This window comes from Fibrobacter sp. UWH4 (assembly GCF_900142475.1).
Lineage (GTDB): Bacteria > Fibrobacterota > Fibrobacteria > Fibrobacterales > Fibrobacteraceae > Fibrobacter.
The window spans coordinates 589,929-616,205 of record NZ_FRAY01000001.1 but is presented as its reverse complement, the minus strand read 5'-3'; the positions used below and the strand labels follow the sequence as shown (position 1 = coordinate 616,205).

Sequence of the window (26,277 nt, the reverse complement as noted above, 5' to 3'; positions counted from 1 at the left end):
GAGTATCCGAATTCGGAGTTAAAACCTTTTTCGATTTAGAAGACTTTCCCGCTTTTTTCGACGTCGATTTCTTTTGTGTAGCCAAAATGCCTCCGCAATTACCTTTTAAATATAGTTCTTCTAAAAATATTTGGCTCACCGGCATCGCAAAATATACCGTAACACATTGACTGTCAACGAGTTATGCCACTATGCCTTATTTTTCCATTGTCCCTATCTATTTATTTATCGTTTTGCCTCAAAATTTTGTATAACAACATATTATTATCTTTTTCTTATGCAAGCGAAGATTTCCAAGAAGCTAAAGAAGGTCATTGCCGGTTTTACCGCTTCGACTATCATAGTCGTTGCCATCCTTATTTTCGGAAGTACTCAAAACGATATCGTCGGGAACTCCAGAAACAGTAGCGAAGCCCTTGAGAACCTCTTTTACGACTTGTTTTTCAAGGGTGCCACCTATGTTGACGACAGCGATGTGGCCCTGAACGAAAAGATTACCATTGTCGAAAAAAACGCATCGAACAAGAACGACCCCAACATTTTCATTGTTGACATCGACGAGCCCTCCCTAGAAACTCTAGGCCCCTTTAACGAATGGGACCGCGACGTCCACGCCAACGTCATCAAGAACCTGAGCAAGAGCAACGCGGCTGCAATCAGTTTTGATATCGTTTTCAAGACCGCCGACTTCGGCAAGAAAAAAGCGGACCAGGTGCTGCAGGTTCTCGGAAATATCGCCCCGGACACCCCGTGGGATTCCACCTACCCCGAAATTCTCGCCAACTACAACTACGACTCCATGCTCGTCTCCGCTATCAAGGAAAGCGGCCACACCATCGTCTGCGATGTGTTCGGCGACGCGAAGGGATACAAGCACGAATCGCAATGGCGCAAGCTGAGCGGCGAAATGCGCGCCCAGGAAATCGGCCTCGGATCCACCTTCAATAGCAGCCAAGTCGACAAGCCCGAAAATATCGAGCCCAAGGACCTTCTCGATAACATCTTCCCGGAACTCGCCCAGGCAGGTGCCGGTCTCGGTTCCGTGAACGCCTACCCGGACAACGACGGTATCGTGCGCAAGGTGTCCATGTTCTACCGTTTCCCGAATACAGACATCCCCCCTACCAAGGACACAACCCTGCTTGAAGTCGGGCATATCGATTCCAGTCACATCTATACGACCATGTCCCTGATGACCATCTTGCACCTATTCCACCAGAAACCCGAGAACGTTAAAATCAAGATGGGGCAATATATAGATGTCGGCAAGCCTTTCGGTATCTACAGGGACTCCGCGGGAACCTTCCACACGACTTACCCGAATTTTAGCTACCCCATGTTCACTGCACTCAAGAAAAAACTTTCCGAAAAGAAAATTGAAAAAACAGCAAGCAAGACATTCATCGACGTTTCATTCCGCATTATCGTTCAAAAAGATTCCCTGGGACAGATCACCCTGAAAATCGGCAACAATCCGCGTCCCCTCGACATCGAGCAGTCCAGACTGATTATGAACATTACGGAAGCCACCCTGGATTCCGTCGAAGAGGATAAGCCCGTCATTCTCAACAAGCTCGCCAAACTGGAATTCGACGAGGACGAAGACGACAAGGATTATTTCGTCATTTCAATCCGCGACCCGGATAGCGTAAGTGACGACGAAGGTGAAGAGGACGAGGAAGAAGAAGAAGACTACGACCTCATCAACATCAGCCGCTACACCGTCAGCACGCTCCAGCTTTTTGCCGATTCCATCAAAAGAATTCCTAACGGCAAGTCCGTCTACCTGTCACTCGACATGGACATCAACTATGACAAGCAGTTAAGGCGCTGGAAATCAAACCAGGTCATCCTCTCCGACGCCGTCATCCGCGACATTCAGGCTACAGACGAAGAAAAAATCACGAACCTCAAGCCCGGCGAAGAACTCCGTTTCGGCCCCGCCAAAAGAATTCCGATTGATCAATTCGGACGCTATCAGGTTAATTTCAAGGGCCGATACAATGTCGCCGATTCCCGCCGCACTTTCCAGCACCTATCCTACAAAGACGTCGCCTCGGGCGAATCCAGGACCGAGCAAGGAAAAATCTTTATTCTCGGTTCCGCCGCGGCGGCCCTCTTCGACTTTGTGCCCGTTCCCAGCGAAGAAAACTACCCTGCCGTGCTGATCCACGCCACCATCATCAAGAACATCCTTGAAGACGACTACATCGTCACTTTGGCTGAAAACTACCAGCGGATTATCGTCATCCTGCTCGCCCTGATTAGCCTTTTCCTCGGGCTCTATTTCCGAAGCTACTTTTCGGTCGCCATATCGGTCATCCTGATGGCTGCCTACGTGATGGTCGCCTACAAATATTTCCAGAACGGCCTCTATATCGGCGTATCCAAGCAGGTTCTCGCCATGCTGCTGACCAACATCACAGCTCTGGTGGTACAGTTCTATTTCGAAAACAAAGAAAAGAGCTTCATCAACAACGCCTTCAAGCAATACATTTCTCCTGAACTGATCGACGCCATGGTGGATAACGAAATTATGCCCACCCTGGGTGGCGAAAAATCGAACATTACCGCCTACTTTACCGACATCGCCAGTTTCTCGACTTTCTCCGAAAAAATCGGCGACCCGAGTAAGTTGGTTGAACTGTTGAACGAATATTTAACCGCCATGACCGACACCCTGCTTGCAAACAAGGGAACGCTCGACAAGTACGAAGGTGACGCCATCATCGCGTTCTTCGGTGCACCGATGCCATTACCTAACCACGCCCAGAGCGCCTGCGACTCCGCCGTGGACATGCAGAACAAGCTGCTGGACCTCCGAAAAAAATGGGCTAGCGAAGGCAACAAATGGCCGAAAGTCGTTCACGATATGCACATGCGCATCGGTATCAACTCGGGCGACATCGTGACCGGAAACATGGGCTCCACCATGCGCAAGAACTACACCATGATGGGCGATGCAGTGAACCTCGCCGCACGTCTCGAAAGTGCGGCAAAGCAGTACGGCGCCTACATCCAGATTAGCGAAGATACGCAAAAGCACCTGGAACCGGGACGGTTCATCTACCGTTCTCTCGATACCATCCGCGTGATAGGCAAGAGCCAGCCGGTAAAGACATTTGAACTTCTGAACAAGACCGGTTGCGAAAACGAAGCCAGCCTGACCGAACTGGTCGGCATTTGGGAAAAGGCCCGCGCCTGTTACCTGAACATGCAATGGGATGATGCCATCGAACTTTTCAAGCAATGCCTCGAAATCGAGCCGCACCACCCCGACCGCGATCCGGGCAGCAAGACAACCCCGTCGCACATCTATATCAAGCGCTGCGAGGCATACAAAATAACCCCGCCTGTTGCAGAAGGCGAGGTATGGGACGGTGTATTCACCGCTACAGAGAAATAGTTGATAGTGCTTAGAACTTAGCTCTTAGATCTATGTTCTAAGAGCGTAGCGGACTAAGTTCTAGTTCAACTCGATATTGTCGATCAGGCGAGTCTTTCCGAAGAAGGCGGCCACCAAGATAACTACCTTGTCTTCGGGAGCGAGCATCCCGGAGAACTTCTGCAAGTCCTTCTGGTTGACGACTTCCACGAACTGCACGATGCCGCGAGCGGCAAGGATAGACTTCAGCACGATATCACGAATCTTGGAAACGCTGCGTTCGCCCGCCTCGTAGGCGGCCTTCGCCTGCTTCAAGCCACCATAAATGCCCAGGGCGCGGTTACGTTCGTCTTCGCTCAAGTATTCGTTGCGGCTAGAAAGGGCAAGACCGGAATCTTCGCGCACCAACTTCACGCGGTGAATCTGCAAGTCAAAATTCAGGTCCTTCACCATACGTTCAATCAGGAATACCTGCTGATAATCCTTTTCGCCAAAGTAGGCGTGGTTACAGCCCGAAATCAGGAACAGCTTGGACACCACCGTGAGCACGCCGCGGAAATGGCCCGGACGGTATGCGCCACAATACAGGCTCTCCAAGGTCTCATCGCGAACAAGCGTCAGCGGGTCACCATCAGGATACATCTCCTGCACGCTCGGGGCGAACACATAGTCGGCTCCGAGAGAACCGGCGAACTTGGCATCCGCTTCCAGGCGCTTCGGGTACTTGTCCAAATCCTCGTTCTTGCCGAACTGGATCGGATTCAAGAACACGCTCACCACCGTGATATCGCAGTCCTTGACGGATTCCTTGATAAGGGCCCCATGGCCATCGTGCAGGGCACCCATCGTGGGAACAAGCCCGATAACCTTGCCTTCCTTAGAAAGCGGTTTGAGGATTTGACGCAGGGAATCAACAGTCGTTACGATTTGCATTATTTACCTTCTGGAACAAAGTAGGTCGTCTGCTTGGGACAGGACGCAATCGCATCCAGCACCAGTTGCAGGTGGTTTTCGTTGTGTACAAAATCAATATTGTCGGTATTGATGATCAACACCGGCGCATAAGGATAATTCCAAAAATGGCGGTCAAAACGATCCATAAGGCCACTCAGGTAAGACCCTTCAATAGTCTTTTCCATGGTTCGTCCACGTCCGTGAATTCGCTTCAGCAACGTCGGGACAGACGCCTGCAAGTAAACTACCAGATCCGGTCTCGGAATATCGTGGTTCAAGGCCTTCGCCACCTGGTCGTACATGGCGTATTCACTTTCGGACAAATTCTGGGCCGCAAAAATCTGGTCCTTGTCGTAAGTAAAATCACTCACCAAGAGGTCATGGAAAAGGTCGCTCTGCAAGGCGGAGTGCTGCAACTGCTTGAGGCGGTCGAGCAAGAAAAAGAGCTGCGTCTGGAAAGCGTAGGCCTGCTTGTTCTGGTAGAACTTTTCAAGGAACGGGTTTTCCTCGAAATTTTCCTCGATGAACATCGCATTCCAGCGCTCGGCAATAATCTTGGCAAGGGAAGTCTTCCCCACGCCGATAGCGCCTTCGATGGCCAAAAAATGAACGCCCTTTTCTCTCAGCATATCAGGGTTCCTCCGAGGTTACGACGCGGAACGGAATCTTTTCTTCTTTTTGCAACAGGCCAGATAGCAGATCCTTGACCTTAAGTCCCGTTTGCGGATCTTCCCAGTCGGGAGCAATGTCGTTCAACGGAACAAGCACGAACTGACGGCTCACTATCTGGGGGTGGGGCAGATTTGGACGCCCTTGCCGAACTTCCTTACCAAAATAAAGCAAGTCCAGATCAATTTCACGAGAATTCCAATGGCCACGCGGCTTGCGCCCCAAAATAAATTCTGAACCTTTCAGGTAATGGAGCAACTTGGTGGAATTTCCCGAATACCAGAAACTGACGACCTGGTTAAAATAGGGTCCCTGGCCTGCCGGTCCTACCGGAGGTGTTTCGTAAATCGGGCTTTCCATCCAGCCACCCGCCGAAATCCGGCGAAGCATTTCGCGGCCTTCGCCAAGATGCTTGTATCGGTCAGGGAGATTGCTGCCCAGGGCTATGAAAACTCTTTCTAAGGAATCCACGTCGCAAATATAGATATTCAAATTTTCACTTTTCTGTCAAAAAAGAGCTTTTCAACTGTTAAAAACACGAAAAGAGCCCCCAAAAATCTCATGAAAAAAATTTTTATGAAAAAAATGAGGTTTCTTATGACAAAATACTTTTTTTTAATTATCTTGTATCCTGCTACGCAAAGTAGAACAACACTAGCCCCTATTAGTCATTTCTAGCAACTCGACTTTGGGCACAATTTCATTATAAATATTATCCATACAAAATCATTCATTATTGTATTAAACCTATAGGACACTATCGTGGCTCCAACAAAAAAGAATCTTAAAGAAACTCATCTTGCAGATCAAGAATCCACCGGCATCGATGTTCCGGCAGAAGTGCAGGGTAACATCGAACTAGCTCCCGCCGAAGTCGCAAAGCCCAAGCGCGGCAGGCCCTCGACCAAGACCGCCAAGGCAGAAGGCAACGACGAAAAGAAACCGAAGAAAATCAAGAAGATTCCTGAGCAAGAAGCAGTCGCTACAGGCGAAGAAATGATTATTACGGACAACGCCCCTGTAGAACCCGTCACGACAGAAATTAAAAACACCAACGAAACCGCTCCCTCCGAAGCAAACATCCAGAACGCGCCCGTCGAAAATCAAGCCAGCATGCCCGCCGAAAACCAGGGCGAAGACCAGAACAACGGAGCCACCGAAAATCAGGGCATCGCGGCCGATGCAAGCCAGGGCGACCAGGGGAACGGCCAGCAGAAGTTCCAGAACCAGCAGAACCGCCAGTTCAACAAGTTCAACAACAAGAACAACCGCCGTTTCGACAAGAACAACCGACAGAATCAGAGATTCCAGCCCGAAGAAGAAGACACGACTCCGCTCCCCGAACCGGACTCCGAAGCCTGGAACAAGGCTCGTGAATGCTGGAGCAAGTACCGCAAGATGACCATGAGCGACTTGCAGGAACTCGCCGCGCAAAAGGAAAATCTTGACTTTAGGCGTTACCGCAAGCAGTCCCTGGGTCTCTTGTTGCAGAGCCTCGAAAACGAGAACAACATCGTTTACGCCGAAGGCCTCCTGGAAGTCACCCCGCAAGGCCACGGATTCCTGCGCAACACCGAATTCAACTACCAGCAGGGACCGGACGACGTTTACGTAAGCCAGAACCTGATCCGCAAGCTCGGACTCAAAATCGGCGATACCGTTGCCGGTCTCGCCCGTCCGCCGCGCGACCAGAACGACAAGTACTACGCACTCCGCCGTGTAGACAAAGTAAATTTTGAAGATCCCGAAAAAATCAAGCGTCGCGTTGCTTTTGAATACTTAACCCCGATTCACCCGAACGAAAAGATTCAGCTGGAATGGGATCCCGAAGAATTAAGCACCCGCGTCATGGACTTGTTCTCCCCCATCGGTAAGGGTCAGCGCAGTATTATTCTCGCACCTCCGCGTACCGGTAAGACGATCCTGTTGCAGAACATGACTCGCGCGATTGCCAAGAACCACCCCGAAATCATCATCATCGTACTTCTGATTGACGAACGTCCTGAAGAAGTGACCGAAATGCGTGAAATCATCGGCAAACTGGTCGAAGCAAACCCGAACCTGCGCGCCGAAGTGGTGGCATCCACCTTCGATGAACCGCCTGACCATCACGCCCGCGTAGCCACCATGGTGCTCGAAAAAGCCAAGCGCCTCGTGGAGCAGCAGAAGGACGTGGTTGTCTTGCTCGATTCCATTACCCGTTTTGCCCGCGCAAACAACGTGGTGATTCCGCACTCCGGCAAGATCCTTTCGGGCGGTGTGGACGCGAACGCCATGCAGTTCCCGAAAAAATTCTTCGGTGCAGCCCGTAAGATTGCCGACAAACTCGGAGACTTCCAAAAGGATTCTAACGGACAGGTCGTTCACACCATTACTGGCGAACCGGTCCGCGAAATCATCCAGAAGAACGGTTCCCTCACCATTATCGGCACCGCCCTGATTGAAACGGGCAGCCGCATGGACGAAGTGATTTTCGAAGAATTCAAGGGCACGGGTAACATGGAACTGGTGCTTGACCGCCGCCTGGCCGAAAAGCGCACCTGGCCCGCCATTGATATTTTCAAGTCCGGCACCCGTAAAGAAGACCGTTTGCTCTCCCTTTACGAGCAGGATATTATTTGGAAATTCCGTCAGGGCGCCCAGAACGATACTGAAAACGGCATTATGGACAAACTCATCAAGATGATGAAGCAAAACAAGACCAATGCCGAATTGCTCGAATTTTTAAAGAAGGCCAAGGACAGCCTCCGTTAACAAAAGGAACATTCTATGTCAGAAAAAATCTTTTTCGCAGGCACCGGCAACATGGGCGGAGCAATTCTCCGCGGACTTTTGAAGGCCGGCACCAATCCTTCTACCATTTTCTTCTTTGACCCCTCCGATAAGGCAGCCGCCGAAGTCACCGCCCTCGGTTGCGTGCGTGTGGCAAGTTTTGCCGAAGGCATCAACAAGGCCGATGTCACCTTCCTTTGTGTGAAGCCGCAGATTTTCAAGCTGGTTTCCGCCGAATGGAAGGCCGCTGCAGCAGCCGAAAAAGCGTCGAAGACCTTCGTGAGCATCATGGCCGGCGTCACCCGCAAGGCCCTCATCGAAGTCCTCGGCGAAAAGAATCAGATTCTCCGCGTGATGCCGAACTTGCCGCTTACCGTCGGCAAGGGTTCCGTGGGCCTCGCTACCGACGGCGTGACCGAAGAAACGCTCGCCATCGCCGAAAAGATTTTCGGCAACATCGGCGTGACCTGCCGCGTTGCAGAATCCCTGATGGATGCCGTCACCGGTCTTTCGGGCAGTGCACCCGCTTACGTTTTCGAATTCATCGAAGGCCTCACCCGCGGTGGCGTGAAGGCTGGCCTCACCCGCGATGTGGCACTCAAGCTTGCGCTTGGCACCATCGAAGGTAGCGTTGAACTCGTGAAGCAGTCCGGCAAGAGCCCCAGCGACCTCTGCGCCATGGTCTGCTCCCCCGCAGGTACCACCATTGCAGGCATCAATGCCCTCGAAGAAGGAGCCTTCCGCAGCACGCTCATCAAGGCTGTTGTCGCAGGAACCGACCGCAGCAAGGAACTGGGAAAATAGTTCAGAATTCGGATTTCGGAATTCAGAATTTGATTCAACTCCGAATTCATAATTCCGAATTCTGAATTGAATATATGGCGACCATCAGTCTATACGCAAAAGAAAATGCAACGTCCTCGTTCATCCAGGACGTCTTTTCTTCGGTAGACTATCAGTTGGACTTTTTCCACGATGCTCCCGCAGCGAACGCCATTCCGCAAGTCGCTCTAATCATCTGGGATCTGGATTCCTTTCCAGAATCCAACCTGGAAACCCTGACCACCTTCCGCGAAAAGTCTCCGGACACGCTGATTCTCGTTTATGCCGAGAACCCTGAACGGTTCAGCGAAATTTCAAACAAGCTTTACGACAGCGTCCTTTCGGTGGAATCCCTGAAGCTCCACCTGATGTCGCGAATCGCGAAGCTCAAGGAAATTCATAACGCCCGAAAGATTTTCCGCGAACGCATGAGTCACCTAGTCGGAAAAAGTCCCGCCATGCAGAATCTCCGCAAGACTGTCGAGCGGGCAATCGTACATACGGGTCCCGTACTTATCCAAGGTGAAACGGGTGTCGGCAAGGAACTGATTGCGCAGGCGGTCGCCTGCGTCTACGACAAATTCGTCACGGTCAACTGCAGCGCCATTCCGGATAACCTTTTCGAAAGCGAGCTCTTCGGGCATACCCGCGGAGCCTTTACCGGAGCGCAAAACGAGCGCATCGGCCTATTCGAGGCTGCCGACGGCGGCGCCATCTTCCTCGACGAAATCGGGGATATGCCGCTACACGCCCAGGTCAAACTCTTGCGCGTTTTGCAGAGCAAGGAAATCCGTCCCCTCGGTGCGAACAAGACAAAGCATATTGACGTCCGCATCATCGCGGCAACCAACAGGGACCTGCAACAGGAAATTGCCGAAAAACGTTTCCGCGAAGACCTGTACTACCGCCTCAACGTGATTCCCGTGCAGATTTCGCCGCTCCGCGAACGCAAAGAAGACATTGAAGACCTGGCCAATTACTTTATCCGTACTTACCAGACGGCAGGCGAAAATTATTCGCTTTCATCCGAAGCCCTAATCAAGCTACAGGAATACGACTGGCCGGGAAATATCCGCGAACTGGAAAATGTCATCCAGCGCGCACTCTGCTTCACCAGCGCAGGCACTCTCCGCCCCGAAGACATCCAGATTGGCGATTCCACGGCAAAAGCATCCAGCAAGCAAGCCACATCCGCTGCCACCGAGCAATCCTCGACGGGCAAGGAGCTTTCCGATTACGAAAATTTCCGCCAAATGCAACTGGAGCAGGAACGGAAATTTCTCATCCAGAAAATCCGCGAATGTAACGGATCTGTCCGCGAGGCAGCACAAAAGCTGGGACTCTTCCGCACCGCCCTCTATAACCGCCTTAATCACCTAGGCGTGGACATTAAAGAAATTACCAGATACTAAGTCGCCTGGAATCGGAGAATCAAAACTTTTCCGTCCAGTCCAGAAGTCCCTTCACGCGGGCCTCACCGGCCGCCTCGCAACGCGCGAGGCCATTTTCAATGACCATAATCCGGTCGCAATACCGTTCGGCATACTCCACGGAATGGGTTGACACAAGAATTCCCATGCCGCGCTCCCTAGCCAAGGTCCGCAGCATTACAAAAAGTTTTCGACTTCGGGGAATATCCAAAAACGCATTCGGTTCATCGAGCAACAGCACCTTTACCTGCTGCGCCACCGCCATCGCCAGGTAAACGCGACTACATTCGCCGTCGCTCAACTCGGACATCCAGCGGTTTGCAAAATCCTTCAGGTCCAGTAGTTCCAGGGACTCGTCAACGACGCGTTCGTCTTCGGCACTATGCCCATCAAAGACTCCCGCATAGGGCGTGCGGCCAAGCCCAACAAACTCCCGCACCGTCATGCGGTCAAAAAAAGCACCGTTCATGCGTCCCATACGGACAAGCGCCACTAATCGCGCCCGCTCGCGGGACGTCCATTGAGTTTTCTCGCACAGGCTTACCTTACCGGCAAGGGGCGGAATAAACCCGGATAACGTCTTGAGGAACGTACTTTTGCCCGATCCGTTCGCCCCCATCAGGGCAACCACCTCACCGGCTTCCAAGTTGAAGTCAAATGCGTCGACAAGCCCAGATTTCTTTTCAGATCGGGAGGCATAGCCGAACACCAGATTTTCACAAGCAAGCAGGCTCATCCGCGCGCCCCTCTACCGCGAGTAATGACCAGCAGCACCACAGGTACACCGACCAAGCTCAATATGGCATTCAAGGGAACCATCGTGAAGAGCCCAGCCGCAAGGCAAAGAACAGCGCCGCACAAGGCAGAACCCGGCAAAAGCAAGCGGTGGTTTCCCGTTTTGAACAACATAAACGCCAAGTGCGGAACGGCAATTCCCACAAAGGCAACCGGTCCACAAAAAGCGGTCGACGAAGCTGCCAGGAGCGAGGCCCCGAACAAGACCAGGTTCTTGTAAAGACGCACATTCACGCCCAAGCCCTTCGCAAAATCTTCACCCATACGGATCGCGTTCAAGTAGCGGATCGAGACACCAATCAGCACGCACCCTACGGTGACCGCTATCGCAAAAATCCAGATGCCGTCAAAGGTCAACCGGCAAAAACTACCCATGCCCCAAGACACAAATACCTTGAGCGCTTCCGCATCGCTCCCGACAATCAGCAGATTCACCAGGGCGTCAATAAAATAACCGACCAGAAGTCCCACGATCAAAAGCACAGTCGAGCTCCGGAAGCGGTTCGACACCAGCATCACCAGGAACGTCACCGCAAAAGCACCCGCCGCCGCCGAAGTAAGCACCCCGAAATGTCCGAAGCTAAATCCGGCCAACAGCGAAAGGGCGACCCCCAGACTTGCGCCGCTACTGATGCCTAGCACGAACGGCCCCGCAAGCGGGTTCCTGAATAAGGTCTGCAACGAAAGTCCCGACACCGCAAGCGAAATACCGGCTAGGACCGCCGCCACCAGTCGGGGCACGCGCAAATCCCAAAAGATACGGTTCAGGACAGAACCGTCCCCATAAAAAACGTCGGACCACGACAGTCCGACCGTCCCTGAAAACAATGTCAAATAAGAGAGTGTTGCCGAAAGCAGAAGCAACAAGGCAAATCCCGTGAGGATTCGAAACGTATTTCGTCCCCCGATCACGAGCGCCTTATTTCTTCTTGTTCTTTTCAGCTTCCTGCTTCATTTCGGCGGAGCCCTTCGGGTCGCGCAGGTAGATTTCGGCAGGAATATTGTCAAAGCCCTGCAGGGCGTTGAGCCAGTTATCGTTCAAGTCGCGGAATTCCAGCTTGTTCAAGTTGTAGAGCAGGGAGTCCTTGCTGATTTCGAACGTGATATAGTCCCAGCGAACCACCTGACGGTCCTTGAACACTTCGCGGCTCACGAGAGTCTGATCGCTATCGAAACGGTAACGGGCCTTGAAGGTGTATTCACCGGTCATCTGGTAGCGGCCTGAATCGGAATAGGTGCGGGTAATACCCACGAGGGTGTCGTTTGCGCCGAAACGAAGTTCTGCATCGCGGAAGGCGTGGCCGTGGGCGATAATCGGAGTGCGCCACACGCCGAAGACCTGTTCCTTCATCCTCTTCTGGAGGACCGTATCGATATTCCAGTGGTCGAAGTTGCTCTTGTCGTAACGCACACGCTGGACGTACTTGCCGCTCTGGATCTGCTTGCGGACGCTATCGGCCTGAACCTTGGCGACACTGTCGCTATTGCGGGGGCCCGTCGGAGCGGCAACCCTGTTCATGGAATCGAGCTTCGCCTGGATCATTTCGTCGAGCGTTGCAGTCGCACCGCGGGGAGCGGCAACCACCTGAGATTCCACCTTCGCAAGGTTTGCGGGCCGCGCGGCGGCATTGGCTGGAGCCTGGGACGTCGAAGAAGAGACAGTCGCTGCAGTAGCAGACGGTTGCGTCGGGGCTACGGTCTTGGCCGGAGCGGCAGGCGCGGTCTGAGCAGCGGGAGCAGGCTTAGCAGCAGATGCTGCAGTCTGAGCGAAAGGCATTCCTACGAACGCCAGGGACAAAAACGAAATAAGGATATGCTTGTACATGAAATCTCTCATCGACTTAAATGTAGTTAAAGCATATTAAAAAAAGTAGGAAAAAGGATAAAAAAAGGCTATCTTTGGGCTATGTTCGAAAAAAAGCTCGATTATACCCAAGTTCCCTCCCCCTGTTTTGTCCTGGACGAGGCAAGACTCCGCCGTAATATGGAAATTTTGGACGATATCCAAAAGCGAGGGAATGTAAAAATAATTTGTGCGTTAAAAGGTTACAGCTTTTGGCGATCCTTCCCGCTCATCCGCGAATACCTTGCTGGCGCAACAGCCTCCAGCCTGAACGAGGCGAGGCTCGCCAAGGAAGAAATGGGCAAGGAAGTCCACGTATTCGCCCCCGTCTACGAAGACGACGAAATCGACCAGATCCTGTCTTGCGCGGGACATATCACCTTCAACAGCTTTAGCCAGTGGCAGCGATTCAAAGACAAGACTCTCGCCGCAGGAGTAAGCGCAGGAATCCGCGTGAACCCGCAGTTCTCGACCGTAGAAACCGACCTGTACAACCCGTGCGGCAAGTTTTCGAGACTCGGAGTCACCGAAGCAGAGTTCAAACCGGAACTCTTGGACGGCATCGAAGGGCTGCACTTCCACGCCCTCTGCGAACAGGACGCCGACGCACTGGAGGGCGTGCTCAAAGCTTTCGAACAACATTTCGGCAAGTACCTGCCCCAAATGAAATGGGTGAACTTCGGCGGCGGTCACCACATCACCCGCAAGGATTACCATCGCGAAGAGCTCGTGCGCATCCTAACAGAATTCCATAGCCGCTACCCGCACCTGACCGTCATCATGGAACCGGGCGAAGCTGTCGGCTGGCAGACAGGCGAACTGGTTTCCTCAGTCGGAGACATTGTTCACAACGAAATGGACATTGCCATCCTGAACGTGTCGATCAGCGCGCACATGCCGGACTGCTTGGAAATGCCATACCGCCCAGAAGTGATTGGCGCGGGAATGCCTGGAGAAAAGAAATTTACATACAAACTCGCAGGCAATTCTTGCCTCGCAGGCGACCAGCTCGGAGACTTTTCCTTCGACGAGCCACTCAAGGTAGGCGACAAGATTATCTTCAAAGACATGATCCATTATACAATGGTCAAGACCACATTCTTTAACGGTGTACGCCACCCGAGCATCGGCAAGTTCGACGAACAGGGCAAATTCCATTTGCTCCACAAGTTCACCTACGAGCAGTTCAAGGAGAAGCTGTAATTAATTCGGATTTCAGAATTCGGAATTCAAATCTTAGAGCTTAGAACTAAGAAAATTCAGATTTCGAGAATAATGATCAATGAATTTTTAATTGCATTATGATTTTTAAGTCGGAAAAAGAAACTTATAACTGGGCGGTTGAATTCGGGCGTAGCCTGAAGCCGGGCGACAAGGTGGCTCTTTACGGGAACCTGGGCGCAGGCAAGACGGTCATCAGTCGCGGGGTCTGCAAAGGTCTCGGTTTCACGGGATCCGTCTGCTCCCCCACCTATACCATCCTGCACGAATACCCGAACAACCCGCCGATTTTTCACTTCGACCTTTACCGCCTAGACGGCGGCGCCGACCTGAACGAGGTCGGCCTCGACCCCGACTACCTCGAAAAGGGGATCAGCCTGATCGAATGGCCCGAACGCCTCGAAGACAACGACCCCGGCCTCACGCATAAGGTTGAAATAAAAATCCTCTCGGAAACCGAGAGGGAAATCGAAGTCACTACACTTTAAAATTCCATGCCATTGGGGCTGCAAGTATCTGCAGCAAGGCCGGCGTGTACCTATAAGCCGGCATAAAGCACCTTGTTTATAGGTAACAAAAAAAGCGCTCTTTGCAATCGTACCTATAAACAAATCGAAAACGGACTCTTTATAGGTATATTTTTTCAACTTTCGCTGTACTTGCATACAAATTAAACAATTAAGCACCTATAAAACAAACAAATAACCCCTGTTTATAGGTATATATTCAAAACAGGCGCAATTTGCAAGCCGTTTCCTACCTATAAATTGTCCTAAGCAACACTTTTATAGGTACACTTCGCCAAAAAACACTCAAAAACAGCCCCAAAACGGAACAAAATCTAGGCACAAGCACGTCTTCGTCCCAAAAACGGAGCTATACACAAAAGCCGTTCCTTTAGGGAACGGCTTTGCGTCTTCATTTGCAATAAAATTTGCGTTTTAAAGTTTCTGAGAACTACTTTGCCGCGCTAGAGTCGGCAGCGGAATTAGCCGGTTCAGCAGCGACCGCAGAGGCCTTAGCGGCATCCTTCGCGGCCTGGATTTCCGAGATTTTCACGATTTCGTCCCATTCGCTCTTGTCGCCGGTATACAGGAGCATAGCACCCTTGTATTCCGTCACGATCTTGGCGGCAGCAGCGGTATCGCCCTTGTCGAGAGCATCATTTGCATTTGCGAGCAAGTCCTTCTGAACGTTGCGCATATCCTCGATTTCGCCGAGGCGGTTCTGGCGGAGCACTTCCAGAGTATCGCTAACGAAAGCCAGGTCCCAGGTGGACTCGTAGCAGGCTTCCACTTCGGCAAACTTCGTCGCATCTGCGGTCGCGGCGACATACAGAGAATCGCACTGGGCGAACGTTTCGGCGCAGCTGCGTTTCACATGCTGGTAATACTGATAACCGCCCACAATCAGGCCGACAATGACCAGGAGGAACACGCCATCCTGCCAGCCCATGATCGGGCCGCTGGGAAGTCTCGGTTTTCCGTTGACGGTGTCGCCTGCTTCCAGGCGTTCTTCGGCTTCGTCAAAGGGACTCTTTCCATTCAAGAAACTGAACATTTTCTACCTACTTTTTTACACTTACTTTTTGGCAAGGGCCGCAAAGACCCGTGCATACAAATAAATTTGCTTGACCAGGCTCGCAAAACCGTTCGAACGCGTCGGCGAAAGGCCTACATTCAGGCCGATATCCTGGAAGAACTTCGGATCGACCGCGAGAATGTCCGCCGGAGCCATGTCGTTATAGACCTTGAGCGCAAGCGCGCCGAGGCCGCGGCTAATGAGCGGATTCGTGGTACCGCCTTCGACATCCATTTCGAAGTGAATCTTTTCGCCGTCGAACTTAGGCACCAGATACATGGTCGAGGCGCACCCCTGGATAATGAATTTTTCGTCCTTGAGCGCGGCGTCCATCCCCTTGTGGGCTCGGGCCAAGTCAAGCAGGTACTTCCACTTGCCGTCTTCGTCTGCAAAGTTTGCAAACGTCTCACGCACTTCGTTCAAACGAGAATCCATCACATCACTCATAAAATCACCATCAACGCAAGAAGGAACGCATCTTCCAGATGAGCGAAGGTGCGGCCCACAGCACATTAAAGAAAATTCTGAACAACGTCTGCTTTTCGCGCGGAAGCTTCGATAGCTTCTTGGCGGCACGGTCAAACTGGGCATCGCTAATTTTGTTGAAGCCCGCCTTGGCGCGCGCCACCTGCAGGTGTTTCTTGCCCAGAACGGCCATCCAGCGGTCAAGCGTCTTGGCCTCGATCGCCTCACGGTTTGCACCGGAATCGTCAAGCCATTCCTTCACGGACTCCGCGACCACCTTTCCGCACAGGAGCGATTCCACGATTCCCGAACGACTGATGGGATTCACGCAGCTTGCCGCATCGCCCGCCTTAAAGAGGCCGCACTTCGCGAAGGGGCGAATTTCGGTCCCGGTACAGGCGATTGCGCCGCCGTACACGGCCTTGACCTTTGCCTCGGGATAGTCGCGGGCGATAAAGTCCAGCAACTTCTGGCGCAGAGGAACCTTATGCTTGACATCCTTGCCTAGCACAAAGCCGATATTCACTTCCTTGCCGTCGCGCGGGAAAATCCAGCCATAGCCCGATTCGAATTCGGAGCCGAAGAAAAGCTCGATATGTTCCTTGCTATGCTCTATACCTTCGGCTACCGCAAAAATTGCCGGTTCCAAGTCGGCATCCCCCGACTCAATTCCCTGCAGGCACTCGATGCCGCGGGTCAGTTTGCAGCTCGGGCCCGAAGCGTCAACCACGGCAGCGGCCGAAAGCGTCTCGACCTCGCCACCAGCCACGGACACCGAAACATTCCAGCCTTCGGCGGTCTTTTCAAGTTTCTTGATCAAGGCGTCGTAGCGGCATTCTACGCCCGCCGCGCTACATCCATCCGCCAGATTATGGTGGAAAAGCCTGCGATCCAGGATCAGGCCACAGTCCTTGCTGTAGAATTCAGCACGGTAACGCTTGGGGGAAGTAAAGTAAATGCCGGAAAGTGTTCCGCGGACAAAAGAGGGATCCACCGGCCACAAGGCGTTCAGCCTGTCATTAGAGACGGCCTCGGCGCAAAAAATCGGCTCCTTCCACGGTTCTTTCTTGTCCAAAAGTAAAATACGTCTAGCACCGCCAGTCAGTCGACCGAGGGTGCAGGCAGCCATGAGACCGGCTGGACCGGCCCCGCAAACCACCACATCATACCGATTTGATGCAAAATTTGCCATTTCGGGGAACAAATTAGCATTTATTTATAAAGTTTTTTTCTTTTTTATTGTTATTTGCCAATTTTTTTAGTTATTTTAGGGCTATCCGTTATTTGGTTTTATCCTTAAAAGGGAATGTATATGAATATGAAGAGAGTATCAAAGTTTGGTTTGTGCCTAGTCAGCGCACTAGCCCTCAACGTTTTTGCTCAGGACAACTGGGCCGGCAAGGACCTGAACGTGTCCTTCAGTAACAAGCGTATCGACAATTTCAACTTCAAGAATGCGAAGGCTGTCGCCCATACGACCGACTTCCGCCGTGCAACTGGTGAAAACCCGGATTTCACGGGTGCAAACCTCAACGAAGTTTCCTTCCAGAATGCGGTGATCAGCAACGCAAGCTTTGAAAATGCAAGCCTCGTCAAGGCAACCATTAGCGGTGCCGACATCCGTGGCTCCTCCTTCGAAGGCGCCAACATGCAGGAAGCGAACCTTTACCGTGCAACGCTCCTCGATAGCCAGTTCCCCAAGGCAAACCTGAAGAACGCCCGCCTCGACGCCATGAAGGTGTCCGACCAGACCGACTTCAGCAAGGCTGACCTCACCCAGGCATCCGTGATGGACGTGGACCTGACTGCCGCCGACTTCAACAAGGCAAACCTCACCAACGCGAACTTCTCGCGTTCCCTGATGGCAAACAGCGACCTCCGCAAGACGACCCTCGTGAAGACGGACTTCACCGCCTGTAACCTGATCGCCGCCAACTTCAAGGGCGTGGACCTCATCGAAGTGAACTTCGCCAAGGCAGGTCTTTCCCAGGCCAACTTCAGCGGTGCCGAATTCAAGAACGTGAACCTCAGGGAAGCAGACCTTTCCCTGACCACCTTCAATGACGTGGACCTTTCCAAGACCCAGCTCCAGAAGGCCAAGTTCGCCCAGTCCACCCTGAAGAACATGAACTTCGACAACCAGGACCTCACGGGCGTGGTGTTCGACAAGGGCTCCGTTTCCAAGAGCTCCTTCGTGAAGACCAAGCTCTCCAAGGCATCCTTCTACGACACCGAAGTGAGCAAGAACTCCTTCCAGAACGCAGAACTCCTGAAGGCCGTGTTCGACGGCGCCTACGTCCGCAAGAACATCTTCGACAAAGCTGACCTCACCAAGGCCAACTTCGCGAACTCCACCATTGAACGTTCCGACTTCATTCTCGCCCAGCTCGCCGGTGTAAGCTTTGCCGGTGCCAAGCTCGAAAAGGTGAACTTCACCAACGCCAACATGCAGGGCATCAAGATTGACGCCGATACCAAGATGGAAGACGTGGACTTCTCCGGTGCAAACCTCGAAGGCGCCAAGATCGAAAAGTTCACCGCCAAGAAGGTAATCTACGACAACAAGACCCAGTTCCCGTCAGGCTTTGACCCGCGTCAGTACGGCTTCACCAAGCGCGGTGAAAAGGCCGCCGACATCAAGGTCGAAGGCAAGAAGAAGTCCGGTGACGGCGAAGAAGACCAGCCGAAGAAGAAGCGCAAGAAAAGAAAGTCCATGGACAATGACGACGAATAGTCGTTAACCAAAAACGGAATTGAAGAGCCTCGGTGATGAACCGAGGCTTTTTTAGTTACACGACCGAACTGGCTAAACTCAACAGAATCCTTACTCTGAAGCCAGTTCTCTCGCAAAAGAGTGCAAAACGAGTGTCGCAAAATGATGCTTGCATCATTTTATGACCGAGTGAAGCCGCGGACGCCAAAGGCGTCAACCGCCCCTGTTTAATAACAGGGGCTTTGTTGCTCACAAAAGACCGCTCACGCCTAATCATCAAAGTTCGACCCCGAAGCGTTCGCTCTCGCAACCACGCCTCGTTAATACGAGGCGTTTGTTGCTCACACTTACTTCTTATCCATCAGCCAGTTCACAGCTTCGGAGAGGGTATGCACCTGGACAACCTTCATGCCCGAGGTATTCTCCGGCAGGCGGCCACCCGCCGGGACTACCGCTTCGGTCATGCCCAGGCGGCGGGCTTCCTTGAGCCTTTGTTCCAAAAGGCTCACGGAGCGGACCTCGCCCGACAGTCCGAGTTCGCCGATGACGATGGACTGCCTGCCGAGCGGAATCGCGAGGTGGTTGCTCGCGACAGCGAGCGCGAGGGCGAGATCCGACGAAGTGTCGGAGACCTTCAGCCCGCCGGCAATCGAGACAAATACGTCGGAGGCCCCAACGATTACCCCGCCGAACTTTTCAAGCAGCGCCAGGATGATGGTGAGCCGCTTCGGGTCAATCCCTGCGGCCACCCGCTGCGGTACCGCAAAGGTGGTCTGGCTTACGAGCGCCTGCGTCTCGAAAAGCATCGCCCGCGTCCCTTCCATCGTGCAGCAGACCACGCTTCCGGGCGTCGGAGGAACATTCTCTTGCAGAAAGACCCGGCTCGGATTTTCTACCGGAGAAAGTCCGTGCGAAGTCATCTCGAATACGCCGATTTCATCCGTCGCACCGAAACGGTTCTTGATGGTGCGGATCAGGCGGTACTGATGGTTGCGGTCGCCCTCGAAATACACGACCGTATCGACCATGTGCTCCAAGATGCGAGGCCCCGCGATCTGACCGTCCTTGGTGACATGCCCGATAAGAATTGTGATGCAGCCCGTATTCTTCGCGAACACCATCAGGTCGAGCGTGCATTCGCGAAGCTGCGTGGCGCAGCCCGGAGTCCCCGATAAATTTTCCTTATAGACCGTCTGGATTGAATCGATGACGAGCACCTGCGGCTTGATCTCTGCCGCCTGCTGCAAAATTTTTTCAAGGCTAGTCTCGCAAAGCAGAAGCATGTCGGAACCCGCCACGTTCAGGCGCTCGCTGCGCAGCTTGACCTGCACCGCACTTTCTTCGCCGCTCACATAGAGGCTCCTTACTCCGGCGGCTGTCATAGTGGCGAGCGTGGACAGCACCAGAGTAGACTTTCCGATTCCAGGATCGCCACCGATGAGCACCAGGGAACCTGGTGCAAGCCCGCCCCCTAGCACCCTGTCAAATTCGGTATTGGCGGTGCTCAGCCGCCTCGTCTCTTCTGTAGCGACCTCCTTCAGTGGAACCACCTTATGGACTGGACCGCCGAGACCACGGGAGGCTCGCCCCCCATCGAGGATGTTTTCTACGACATGCTCCTTGAGGCTACTCCACGCCCCGCAGAATGGACACTTGCCCGCCCACTTGGGTGTGGTGTTGCCACATTCGGTACAGAGGAACTCAATTTCTTTTTTCGCTTTCGTTTTATTTAGTGCTACCATGTGCACCAATATAACAAATTACCACCGACAATTTATGACATTCTTTAAATAATGCACAAAAAAGCACTTTTTACATTAGGTTCAGCACCCGATTTTTGCAGGGCATTCCTTCTTAGCACTCAAAGTCTTGAACGGAAAGCACAAGGCTTTTCGCTTTTTTACAATTTTTCACTGATTTGCTTTACATTGGCAGGATTACCCACGATAATTATATAGGAAATACAGCCAACGGGTAACCTATGTTTGATTTCATCAGCAACATATTAGAACGCATAACGAATTTTTTCGCGCAGGTGGTCTTGCTCATCATCATCGTTCTCGCAGTCGTCCTGCTTTTCCTCGCAACTAACAGGCACAACAAGAACCCCTATGTGGACCACTCGCAAGAAATCCAGAAACAGAAAATCGAGGCCGAACGAGATGCTCAATACAAGGAGGCTTTGCAACGCCTCTATGACGAACAATATGGAAAATAAACCAACAACGGAGGCGTCACCATGGGGTGTCTTGGCAACCTAATCAAAATCTTCCTCGGCATAATCATGATTATCATTATGCTTATCGTTGGTTACAAGCTCATCTTCGATCCGTATCGGCCCGAGTCTCCTAACAGCTGTTGGTCCCATAGACCTGTGGCAGAAGAGACATCTCCATCGGACAACCATACCATAGACAACATCAATTACGATGTTCCTGTCCAAACAGGCGCAAATCACGACTATATTATGGAGAACACCTTCCAGAAACCATTTGTGATCACCCTGAAATATAATTTCGGGGTGCAGAATTGTCAACTAGACTTAACGATTTTTGCTTGATTTTGTTAAGTGTGGTTACTAATTTACGACATTAGAACCATTTTTGATGGGACTTTCTTTTGGGGGCTAGCAATAAACGGTTAAATTCAAAAAAAAAGGATGATCTGTTGTATGCGTTGCAAAAAAAAATATATATTTGCAACGTATGATTGTGAAGGGTTGCGTCAAATTGCGTGAATTGGGCCTAAAAAAAGACTCATTCAAATCTGTTACCCCCCCCGCGTAAAATTTAGTTTACAAAGCAACTTCGCTGTTGGCGATTTCCATCATGGTAATCGCCCTTTTGACGTGTGCTCATTTTTTATGGTGGATTTCAAGAAATTTATAGACAAAGCGAGAAATTATGCAGATGAAGACTATTTCCCATAAAAAGGCTGCCCATTTGTTTCTGTTGCTGGCCATTCATGTCTTGGTCTTATCTACGGTAACAAATGCAGAAGTTATCGAAAGATTTCCAGACGGGAAGCCAAAAATCGTGGAAACCGTTACTGCCTCAGGTCAGTATCGTTATGAAAACCATACCCAATATATGGAAAAAACAGGACAGCCTTGTCATATAGTCAAGAAGACATACAAAAATGAACGACTTTTTTTTATTTCCGAAGCCGGGGGCGATTGTAAATATTGGCCGGATTTTGGTAGCTCATTTGTTAACATAGAAGAGGATATGGTCACCACACAGTACAATGAGCGGGGAAAAATCATATCCAAAACCGGACCTGGATGGGAGAAGCGATATGACGACAATGGGAACCTTGTCTATGAAAAAAGTTCTGGATATAAAAAAAAGTGCAAGAGCAACGGCAACTGTGAAGTAATTAAAGAACGGGGTGGTTATACATCCACCCTTAGTTGTAATGGAAACAACTGTTTGATAAAGAGCATAGAATTCGAAGGACGTATAGTTTGCTCTGGGAATGATGATTGTCGCGAGTATCTAGCAAAATTAGACCAAGAGCAGGCTGAAAAAAGAAAAGCAGAACGAGAAAAAAGGGAAAAAGAAAGGGCAGCTAGGAAAGAGCAAAACGAAAAACAAAAAAACAAGAATTGTAAAGAAGGTTGGTGGGGAAAACTGTGCACGGGCAGTGATTCTCAAATGGACAATGACAGAACAACGAGAAACTGCAAAAAGAACAAATGGGGAATGGAAATATGCCACTAGACATCATTGTGTACCGAATAAAGGCAACCCATTTGTTTCTGTTGCTGGCCATTCTTGTCTTGGTCTTATCAACAATAGCAAATGCAGAGGTCATAGAAAGATTTCCAGACGGACAACCAAAAGTCGTGAAAACCATTACCGCCTCAGGCCCGTACCGTTATGAAGAATATATTTCATATAGGAGAACAGGAGGGATTCTTGATAATATCAAAAAGACATACAAAAATGATCGACTTATATTCCAAGCCGGACCTGGATGGGAGAAACGATATGACGACTATGGACATCTTGTTTATGAAAAAAATTCGGGATATGTAAAAAAGTGCAAGAGTAACGGCTTCTGTGAAAAGATAGAAAAAGGATTGTATACAAAATATTATAGTTGCATGGGAAGCAACTGCTCAATGACAAAAGTTGAATCCTCGGGTATACAAGTATGCTCCGGGGATGAAGACTGTCGTGATTTTTTAGACAAAGAATGGCAAAAATTGCGTGAAAAGAATAAAAAAGAACATGAAGAATGGGAAAAAGAAAAGGAGCGAAGAGAAGCCCAAAAAGAAAAGGAATACAACCAGAAAAAGGCAGCATTTCTGAAACAATACGATCCCGATGGTGATGGATTCTGCACAGGGGATTACGAGATGCAACCCACCATGAGGAATCTTTGCGATGGTGACGATCTTTGCCCCAAAACACCCGGCAAGTACGACGGCTGCACATTGGAACAGAAAATCAAAATGGATAACGATACCGATCGGGACGGCTTCTGTGACGATGATGAAATATATCAGAAACATTCAGAGCTTTTTGAAGGCCTTGACCTCTGTCCAGGTCTTTCAGGGACCAGTCCCGACGGCTGCACGGAAGAAGTCCGCGCAATGATGAAAAAGGACGCCAAGGAGACAATAGAACTGCAAATACGGCAGTTATTTGACTGCGATGCGGACGGGTTCTGTTCGGAGGAGTTTGATAAATGGGGTGGGTGTGCCGAGTATGCTGCAGCCTCTGGAATAAAAGAAAATGTCTCTTTCAAGAATTACATGTATTTTAATCCGTTCCTCTCTAAAGCCGAGACAAAAGCCGCTATTGCCGAAGCGAAGGAAAAGGTTTGCTCGAATGGCTATGTCGATGCGTGTCCTGACACTAGGGGAAACACCATGGGATGTGCTGACCGAAATCTTAGGGAATATGTTAGGAGCACTTATGGCGAATATGACCCGGACCACGATGGATTCTGTGACAAGTGGGTTGGAGAAAAGGGATTTTGGAGAGCCATGGGCTCCGGTTGCAACCAGGACTATCTTGACGAATGCCCCACGGAATTTGGCGGCGAACGAGGCTGCCCGAGGCAGCAAGATGACAGTTTTGCGCGACAAAAGGCGAACCGGCCGGCAGGACGCTGCTGTCCGCCCGGTGCCATCGGGTGTCATGACGATTGCACTCAGTCAGAAAGGAATGCCGGAGGCAAGAAGTACGATGATGGCGGACAAAAGAATGGAAACGGATTTTTCGTAAACGGGAAAAAAGTCAAATTCTGGTAAATGATAATCATTGAATCTGCCATATGAAGAAAATCTGTACGTATCTAGCCCTTGTAATGATATCTCTGCTTTTGTGCTCATGTATAAGAGTAGTTCACTATGTTTCAGTAAATGATGGTGAATACTATGTGGGTTTTGACTGGTATATATCAAAAATAATTGTGGATGCCAAAAACCATGACGATGGTGGCGATTTTATGAGCGATGCCGAAAAAACATTGCGTTCAAGTATGGGAGAACCCGTTATATTCGAGCATTATTCCACCAAAAAAGAATATGTAATGAGGAGTGTTTTTAAAATCACAAACACAAGCCCATACAAAGCAAGAAAACTTCTTCCCAAAGTATACGGAGACCAGATGATCATTCCTTTGGACTTCGGTACGGAATACGACGAAGATGTTAAACTAGCCTTGACATCAGATGAATATACATACAGTTTAGTTATACCAAAAGTAGGAACACCTCCAGTAGTGAGAAACGCTACTTTGCAACGAGCAACAGGGGAAACAAGGCGATTAAAGGTTGCAAAAACACACGAAGGATATGTTATGAAATTCCCGCTGAGATGGCTGTACACAGAAAATCCTTTTGTGCGGATTGTGTTGACCATAGATCAGCCATACAACGATAGTAATCTTAGTGAGGAGGAACGGCAGCGTGAAGCAGAGCTCAAGAAGCTGCTTGAAGAAGTTTGGGAAAACTACTGGGAGGAAAAGTAATAAATGAAACCAATTTTTTTGTGAGGTAAAGATGAAAAAAGATATTATTCTTGACGGGACTGGTCGTTTGGGCGGTTCTTGGTATGTCGTGCGGTAAAAAGGCTGAAGACACATCTGCTAAAAATTTGGCCCCCAATGAACTCCAAACAAATGTGTCTGACGAAAAAGCTGAAGACTCATCCGCCAAAGATCCGGACCCCGATGGGGACGGAATATGCTGCCCTTGGGTAAGCCAAAATGGAGTGAATGATAAATATGACGCTGTCCGCGATGGTGTTGACAATTGCCCAATCAGGCTGGTTCCGTAGATGCCGGCGGTTGCCCCTAAGGCCTTGTGGTTGGCGCGATGTGGTGCCTTTTATTTCAATAAGGAGTTTGACAAATGAACAATAGGAACAGATTTATAGTGCCTCTGATCTTGGGGGGGGCGGCGGTTCTATTTTTTATCGCAGTGGTTACCGCCGCAGTTGTCTTGAGAACATCCGATAAAATAGTCGGCCTTGACTATGAATGCAATTATTCGCACAACAGTTCCCTCGTTAGCAGCATTGCCTCTGCGCTGGGAAACCGGGCTGCTGAATTCAATAAAGGCTTATGCTTGCTGGAAAAGAAGGAATATGGCGAAGCCTATGATGCCTTTGTGCCCATCGCCGAAAAGGGGCTTGCAGATGCTCAATGCTTACTTGGGGATATGTACGCAGAAGGCTTGGGAGTTTCCCAGGATCTTGAAAAAGCGGAACACTGGTACAGGATGGCTGCAAATCAATTCAATGGCTGTGGTTTAATTTCTTTGGGATTTATGTATTATGACGGAAATGTTGTGCCAAAGGATCGTTCGGAAGCTGCAAAATTATGGAAAAGGGCGCTTGATATTAGTCCCGTTCCTCGAGGATGGGAAACTTGGTATGCTAATATTGAGGGACGGTTAGGGCTTATGTATCTGGAAGGAGATGGGGTTCGGCAGAATTATGACGATGCTCTTCGTTATTTGACCCGAGCAGCAGGAGCTGATGATGCGGAAGCTCAAAGCGCACTTGGGTCTATGTATGCAAAAGGCTTGGGAGTAACTCGGGATTATGTACAAGCGGAACATTGGTACAGAAAGGCTGCGGATCAAGGTGACGTAGACGCAATGGTTCGTTTGGGAACCATGTATTATAGTGGGGTTGAAGAATATGGAATACGAAAAGATTTCAACAAGGCGTTCCATTATTATTCAAGTGCAGCCAATATTGGTGATGCACCGGCCCAGTTCTATCTTGCTTGTTTGTATTTAAGGGGTGAGGGTGTGGAGCAGAATTTAGAAAAGGCTTTTGAATGGACGGAAAAATCTGCCAAGCAAGGCTTCGCTGAGGCTCAGAATGAATTGGGCAGAGCCTATGAACATATGAAACAGGATCCTGACAAGGCCATTGAATGGTACCAAAAGGCGGCAGCACAGGGTTTTGAGCCTGCACGACAAAATCTGGAGCGTATCTTTGAAAATACAGTAACATCAGCCTTCAGCTTGGACAATTTAGATTTAGAGCATTTATTTACAGATGAAGATACAGTGTGCCTTTCAAAAAAACGGTCCGCCGATTTGGATACAGGAGTGAGAGACCCGTTCGCCGATTTGGATTTAGGTGATAATTGACAAATT

22 protein-coding genes are annotated in these 26,277 nt (G+C 50.5%); 12 read left to right on the top strand and 10 right to left on the bottom strand.

The window, feature by feature from the left end; translation table 11 throughout:
* Positions 1–277: 277 nt before the first annotated feature.
* Positions 278–3,406, top strand: a complete 3,129-nt coding sequence (locus tag BUA93_RS02455) for a CHASE2 domain-containing protein (RefSeq protein WP_072977097.1) — start codon at positions 278–280, stop codon at positions 3,404–3,406.
* A 60-nt stretch (positions 3,407–3,466) separates the two neighbouring features.
* Here BUA93_RS02455 and panC read toward each other — a convergent pair whose 3' ends face one another.
* From panC to folK, 3 genes are read right to left on the bottom strand one after another with little or no spacing between them, the layout of a single operon-like run.
* A complete protein-coding gene (gene panC, locus BUA93_RS02450) occupies positions 3,467–4,318 on the bottom strand; it encodes a pantoate--beta-alanine ligase (protein ID WP_072977095.1) in 852 nt (283 codons plus the stop codon).
* Entirely contained in the window at positions 4,318–4,968 is a 651-nt protein-coding gene (locus BUA93_RS02445) for a deoxynucleoside kinase (protein WP_072977093.1), read from the bottom strand. The genes panC and BUA93_RS02445 overlap by 1 nt, the downstream gene beginning before the upstream one ends.
* 1 nt (position 4,969) lies before the next feature.
* A complete protein-coding gene (folK, locus tag BUA93_RS02440; RefSeq protein WP_072977273.1) occupies positions 4,970–5,479 on the bottom strand; it encodes a 2-amino-4-hydroxy-6-hydroxymethyldihydropteridine diphosphokinase in 510 nt (169 codons plus the stop codon).
* Between the two features lie 291 nt (positions 5,480–5,770).
* Between folK and rho the strand changes: the two genes are divergently transcribed.
* The 3 genes from rho to BUA93_RS02425 all read left to right on the top strand — a co-directional run bounded on the left by rho (position 5,771) and on the right by BUA93_RS02425 (position 10,014).
* Positions 5,771–7,762: a transcription termination factor Rho gene (gene rho / locus BUA93_RS02435; protein WP_254793812.1), complete on the top strand. Its 1,992-nt coding sequence runs from the start codon at positions 5,771–5,773 to the stop codon at positions 7,760–7,762.
* A 15-nt stretch (positions 7,763–7,777) separates the two neighbouring features.
* On the top strand, positions 7,778–8,584 hold the full coding sequence (gene proC / locus BUA93_RS02430) for a pyrroline-5-carboxylate reductase (RefSeq protein WP_072977092.1): 807 nt from the start codon (positions 7,778–7,780) through the stop codon (positions 8,582–8,584).
* 74 nt (positions 8,585–8,658) lie between these two features.
* Positions 8,659–10,014, top strand: a complete 1,356-nt coding sequence (locus BUA93_RS02425) for a sigma-54 interaction domain-containing protein (protein ID WP_072977090.1) — start codon at positions 8,659–8,661, stop codon at positions 10,012–10,014.
* 19 nt (positions 10,015–10,033) lie between these two features.
* On the opposite strand, the gene BUA93_RS02420 is transcribed toward BUA93_RS02425, so the two are convergent.
* The 3 genes from BUA93_RS02420 to BUA93_RS02410 are packed head-to-tail and all read right to left on the bottom strand — an operon-like array spanning position 10,034 to position 12,664.
* Positions 10,034–10,768 carry an ABC transporter ATP-binding protein gene (locus BUA93_RS02420; protein WP_139257684.1) on the bottom strand — a complete coding sequence of 245 codons (735 nt, stop codon included), beginning with the start codon at positions 10,766–10,768 and terminating at the stop codon, positions 10,034–10,036.
* Entirely contained in the window at positions 10,765–11,694 is a 930-nt protein-coding gene (locus BUA93_RS02415; RefSeq protein WP_254793811.1) for a FecCD family ABC transporter permease, read from the bottom strand. Before BUA93_RS02415 ends, BUA93_RS02420 begins: the two co-directional genes overlap by 4 nt.
* A 52-nt stretch (positions 11,695–11,746) precedes the next feature.
* Positions 11,747–12,664 carry a hypothetical protein gene (locus tag BUA93_RS02410; protein ID WP_139257682.1) on the bottom strand — a complete coding sequence of 306 codons (918 nt, stop codon included), beginning with the start codon at positions 12,662–12,664 and terminating at the stop codon, positions 11,747–11,749.
* Positions 12,665–12,733: 69 nt separating this feature from the next.
* Between BUA93_RS02410 and nspC the strand changes: the two genes are divergently transcribed.
* Positions 12,734–13,873 carry a carboxynorspermidine decarboxylase gene (gene nspC, locus BUA93_RS02405; RefSeq protein WP_072977087.1) on the top strand — a complete coding sequence of 380 codons (1,140 nt, stop codon included), beginning with the start codon at positions 12,734–12,736 and terminating at the stop codon, positions 13,871–13,873.
* A 98-nt stretch (positions 13,874–13,971) separates the two neighbouring features.
* On the top strand, positions 13,972–14,379 hold the full coding sequence (gene tsaE / locus BUA93_RS02400; protein WP_072977085.1) for a tRNA (adenosine(37)-N6)-threonylcarbamoyltransferase complex ATPase subunit type 1 TsaE: 408 nt from the start codon (positions 13,972–13,974) through the stop codon (positions 14,377–14,379).
* 469 nt (positions 14,380–14,848) lie between these two features.
* On the opposite strand, the gene BUA93_RS02395 is transcribed toward tsaE, so the two are convergent.
* Genes BUA93_RS02395 through BUA93_RS02385 form a run of 3 tightly spaced genes read right to left on the bottom strand, consistent with a single transcriptional unit; the run spans position 14,849 to position 17,129 of the window.
* Positions 14,849–15,451 carry a hypothetical protein gene (locus tag BUA93_RS02395; RefSeq protein WP_072977083.1) on the bottom strand — a complete coding sequence of 201 codons (603 nt, stop codon included), beginning with the start codon at positions 15,449–15,451 and terminating at the stop codon, positions 14,849–14,851.
* A 21-nt stretch (positions 15,452–15,472) separates the two neighbouring features.
* Entirely contained in the window at positions 15,473–15,907 is a 435-nt protein-coding gene (locus BUA93_RS02390; protein WP_254793810.1) for a SufE family protein, read from the bottom strand.
* Between the two features lie 22 nt (positions 15,908–15,929).
* Positions 15,930–17,129, bottom strand: a complete 1,200-nt coding sequence (locus BUA93_RS02385; RefSeq protein WP_072977266.1) for an NAD(P)/FAD-dependent oxidoreductase — start codon at positions 17,127–17,129, stop codon at positions 15,930–15,932.
* Between the two features lie 120 nt (positions 17,130–17,249).
* Here BUA93_RS02385 and BUA93_RS02380 point away from each other — a divergent pair, with 120 nt between their 5' ends.
* Positions 17,250–18,671, top strand: a complete 1,422-nt coding sequence (locus tag BUA93_RS02380; protein WP_083597098.1) for a pentapeptide repeat-containing protein — start codon at positions 17,250–17,252, stop codon at positions 18,669–18,671.
* Between the two features lie 326 nt (positions 18,672–18,997).
* On the opposite strand, the gene radA is transcribed toward BUA93_RS02380, so the two are convergent.
* Positions 18,998–20,392 (bottom strand): DNA repair protein RadA, encoded by a 1,395-nt coding sequence (gene radA / locus BUA93_RS02375; protein WP_072977264.1) that lies wholly within the window; start codon positions 20,390–20,392, stop codon positions 18,998–19,000.
* Between the two features lie 239 nt (positions 20,393–20,631).
* On the opposite strand from radA, the gene BUA93_RS02370 reads away from it, so the two are divergent.
* From BUA93_RS02370 to BUA93_RS02340, 5 genes are all read left to right on the top strand, one after another.
* Positions 20,632–20,868, top strand: coding sequence for a hypothetical protein (locus tag BUA93_RS02370; protein ID WP_072977079.1), 237 nt, complete (start codon positions 20,632–20,634; stop codon positions 20,866–20,868).
* 685 nt (positions 20,869–21,553) lie between these two features.
* Positions 21,554–22,372, top strand: coding sequence for a hypothetical protein (locus BUA93_RS02360; RefSeq protein ID WP_072977077.1), 819 nt, complete (start codon positions 21,554–21,556; stop codon positions 22,370–22,372).
* Between the two features lie 41 nt (positions 22,373–22,413).
* Positions 22,414–23,913: a hypothetical protein gene (locus BUA93_RS02355; RefSeq protein WP_175547358.1), complete on the top strand. Its 1,500-nt coding sequence runs from the start codon at positions 22,414–22,416 to the stop codon at positions 23,911–23,913.
* A gap of 23 nt (positions 23,914–23,936) precedes the next feature.
* Positions 23,937–24,635, top strand: coding sequence for a hypothetical protein (locus BUA93_RS02350; protein WP_072977074.1), 699 nt, complete (start codon positions 23,937–23,939; stop codon positions 24,633–24,635).
* Between the two features lie 382 nt (positions 24,636–25,017).
* A complete protein-coding gene (locus BUA93_RS02340; protein WP_072977070.1) occupies positions 25,018–26,271 on the top strand; it encodes an SEL1-like repeat protein in 1,254 nt (417 codons plus the stop codon).
* The last annotated feature ends 6 nt before the right edge of the window (positions 26,272–26,277 follow it).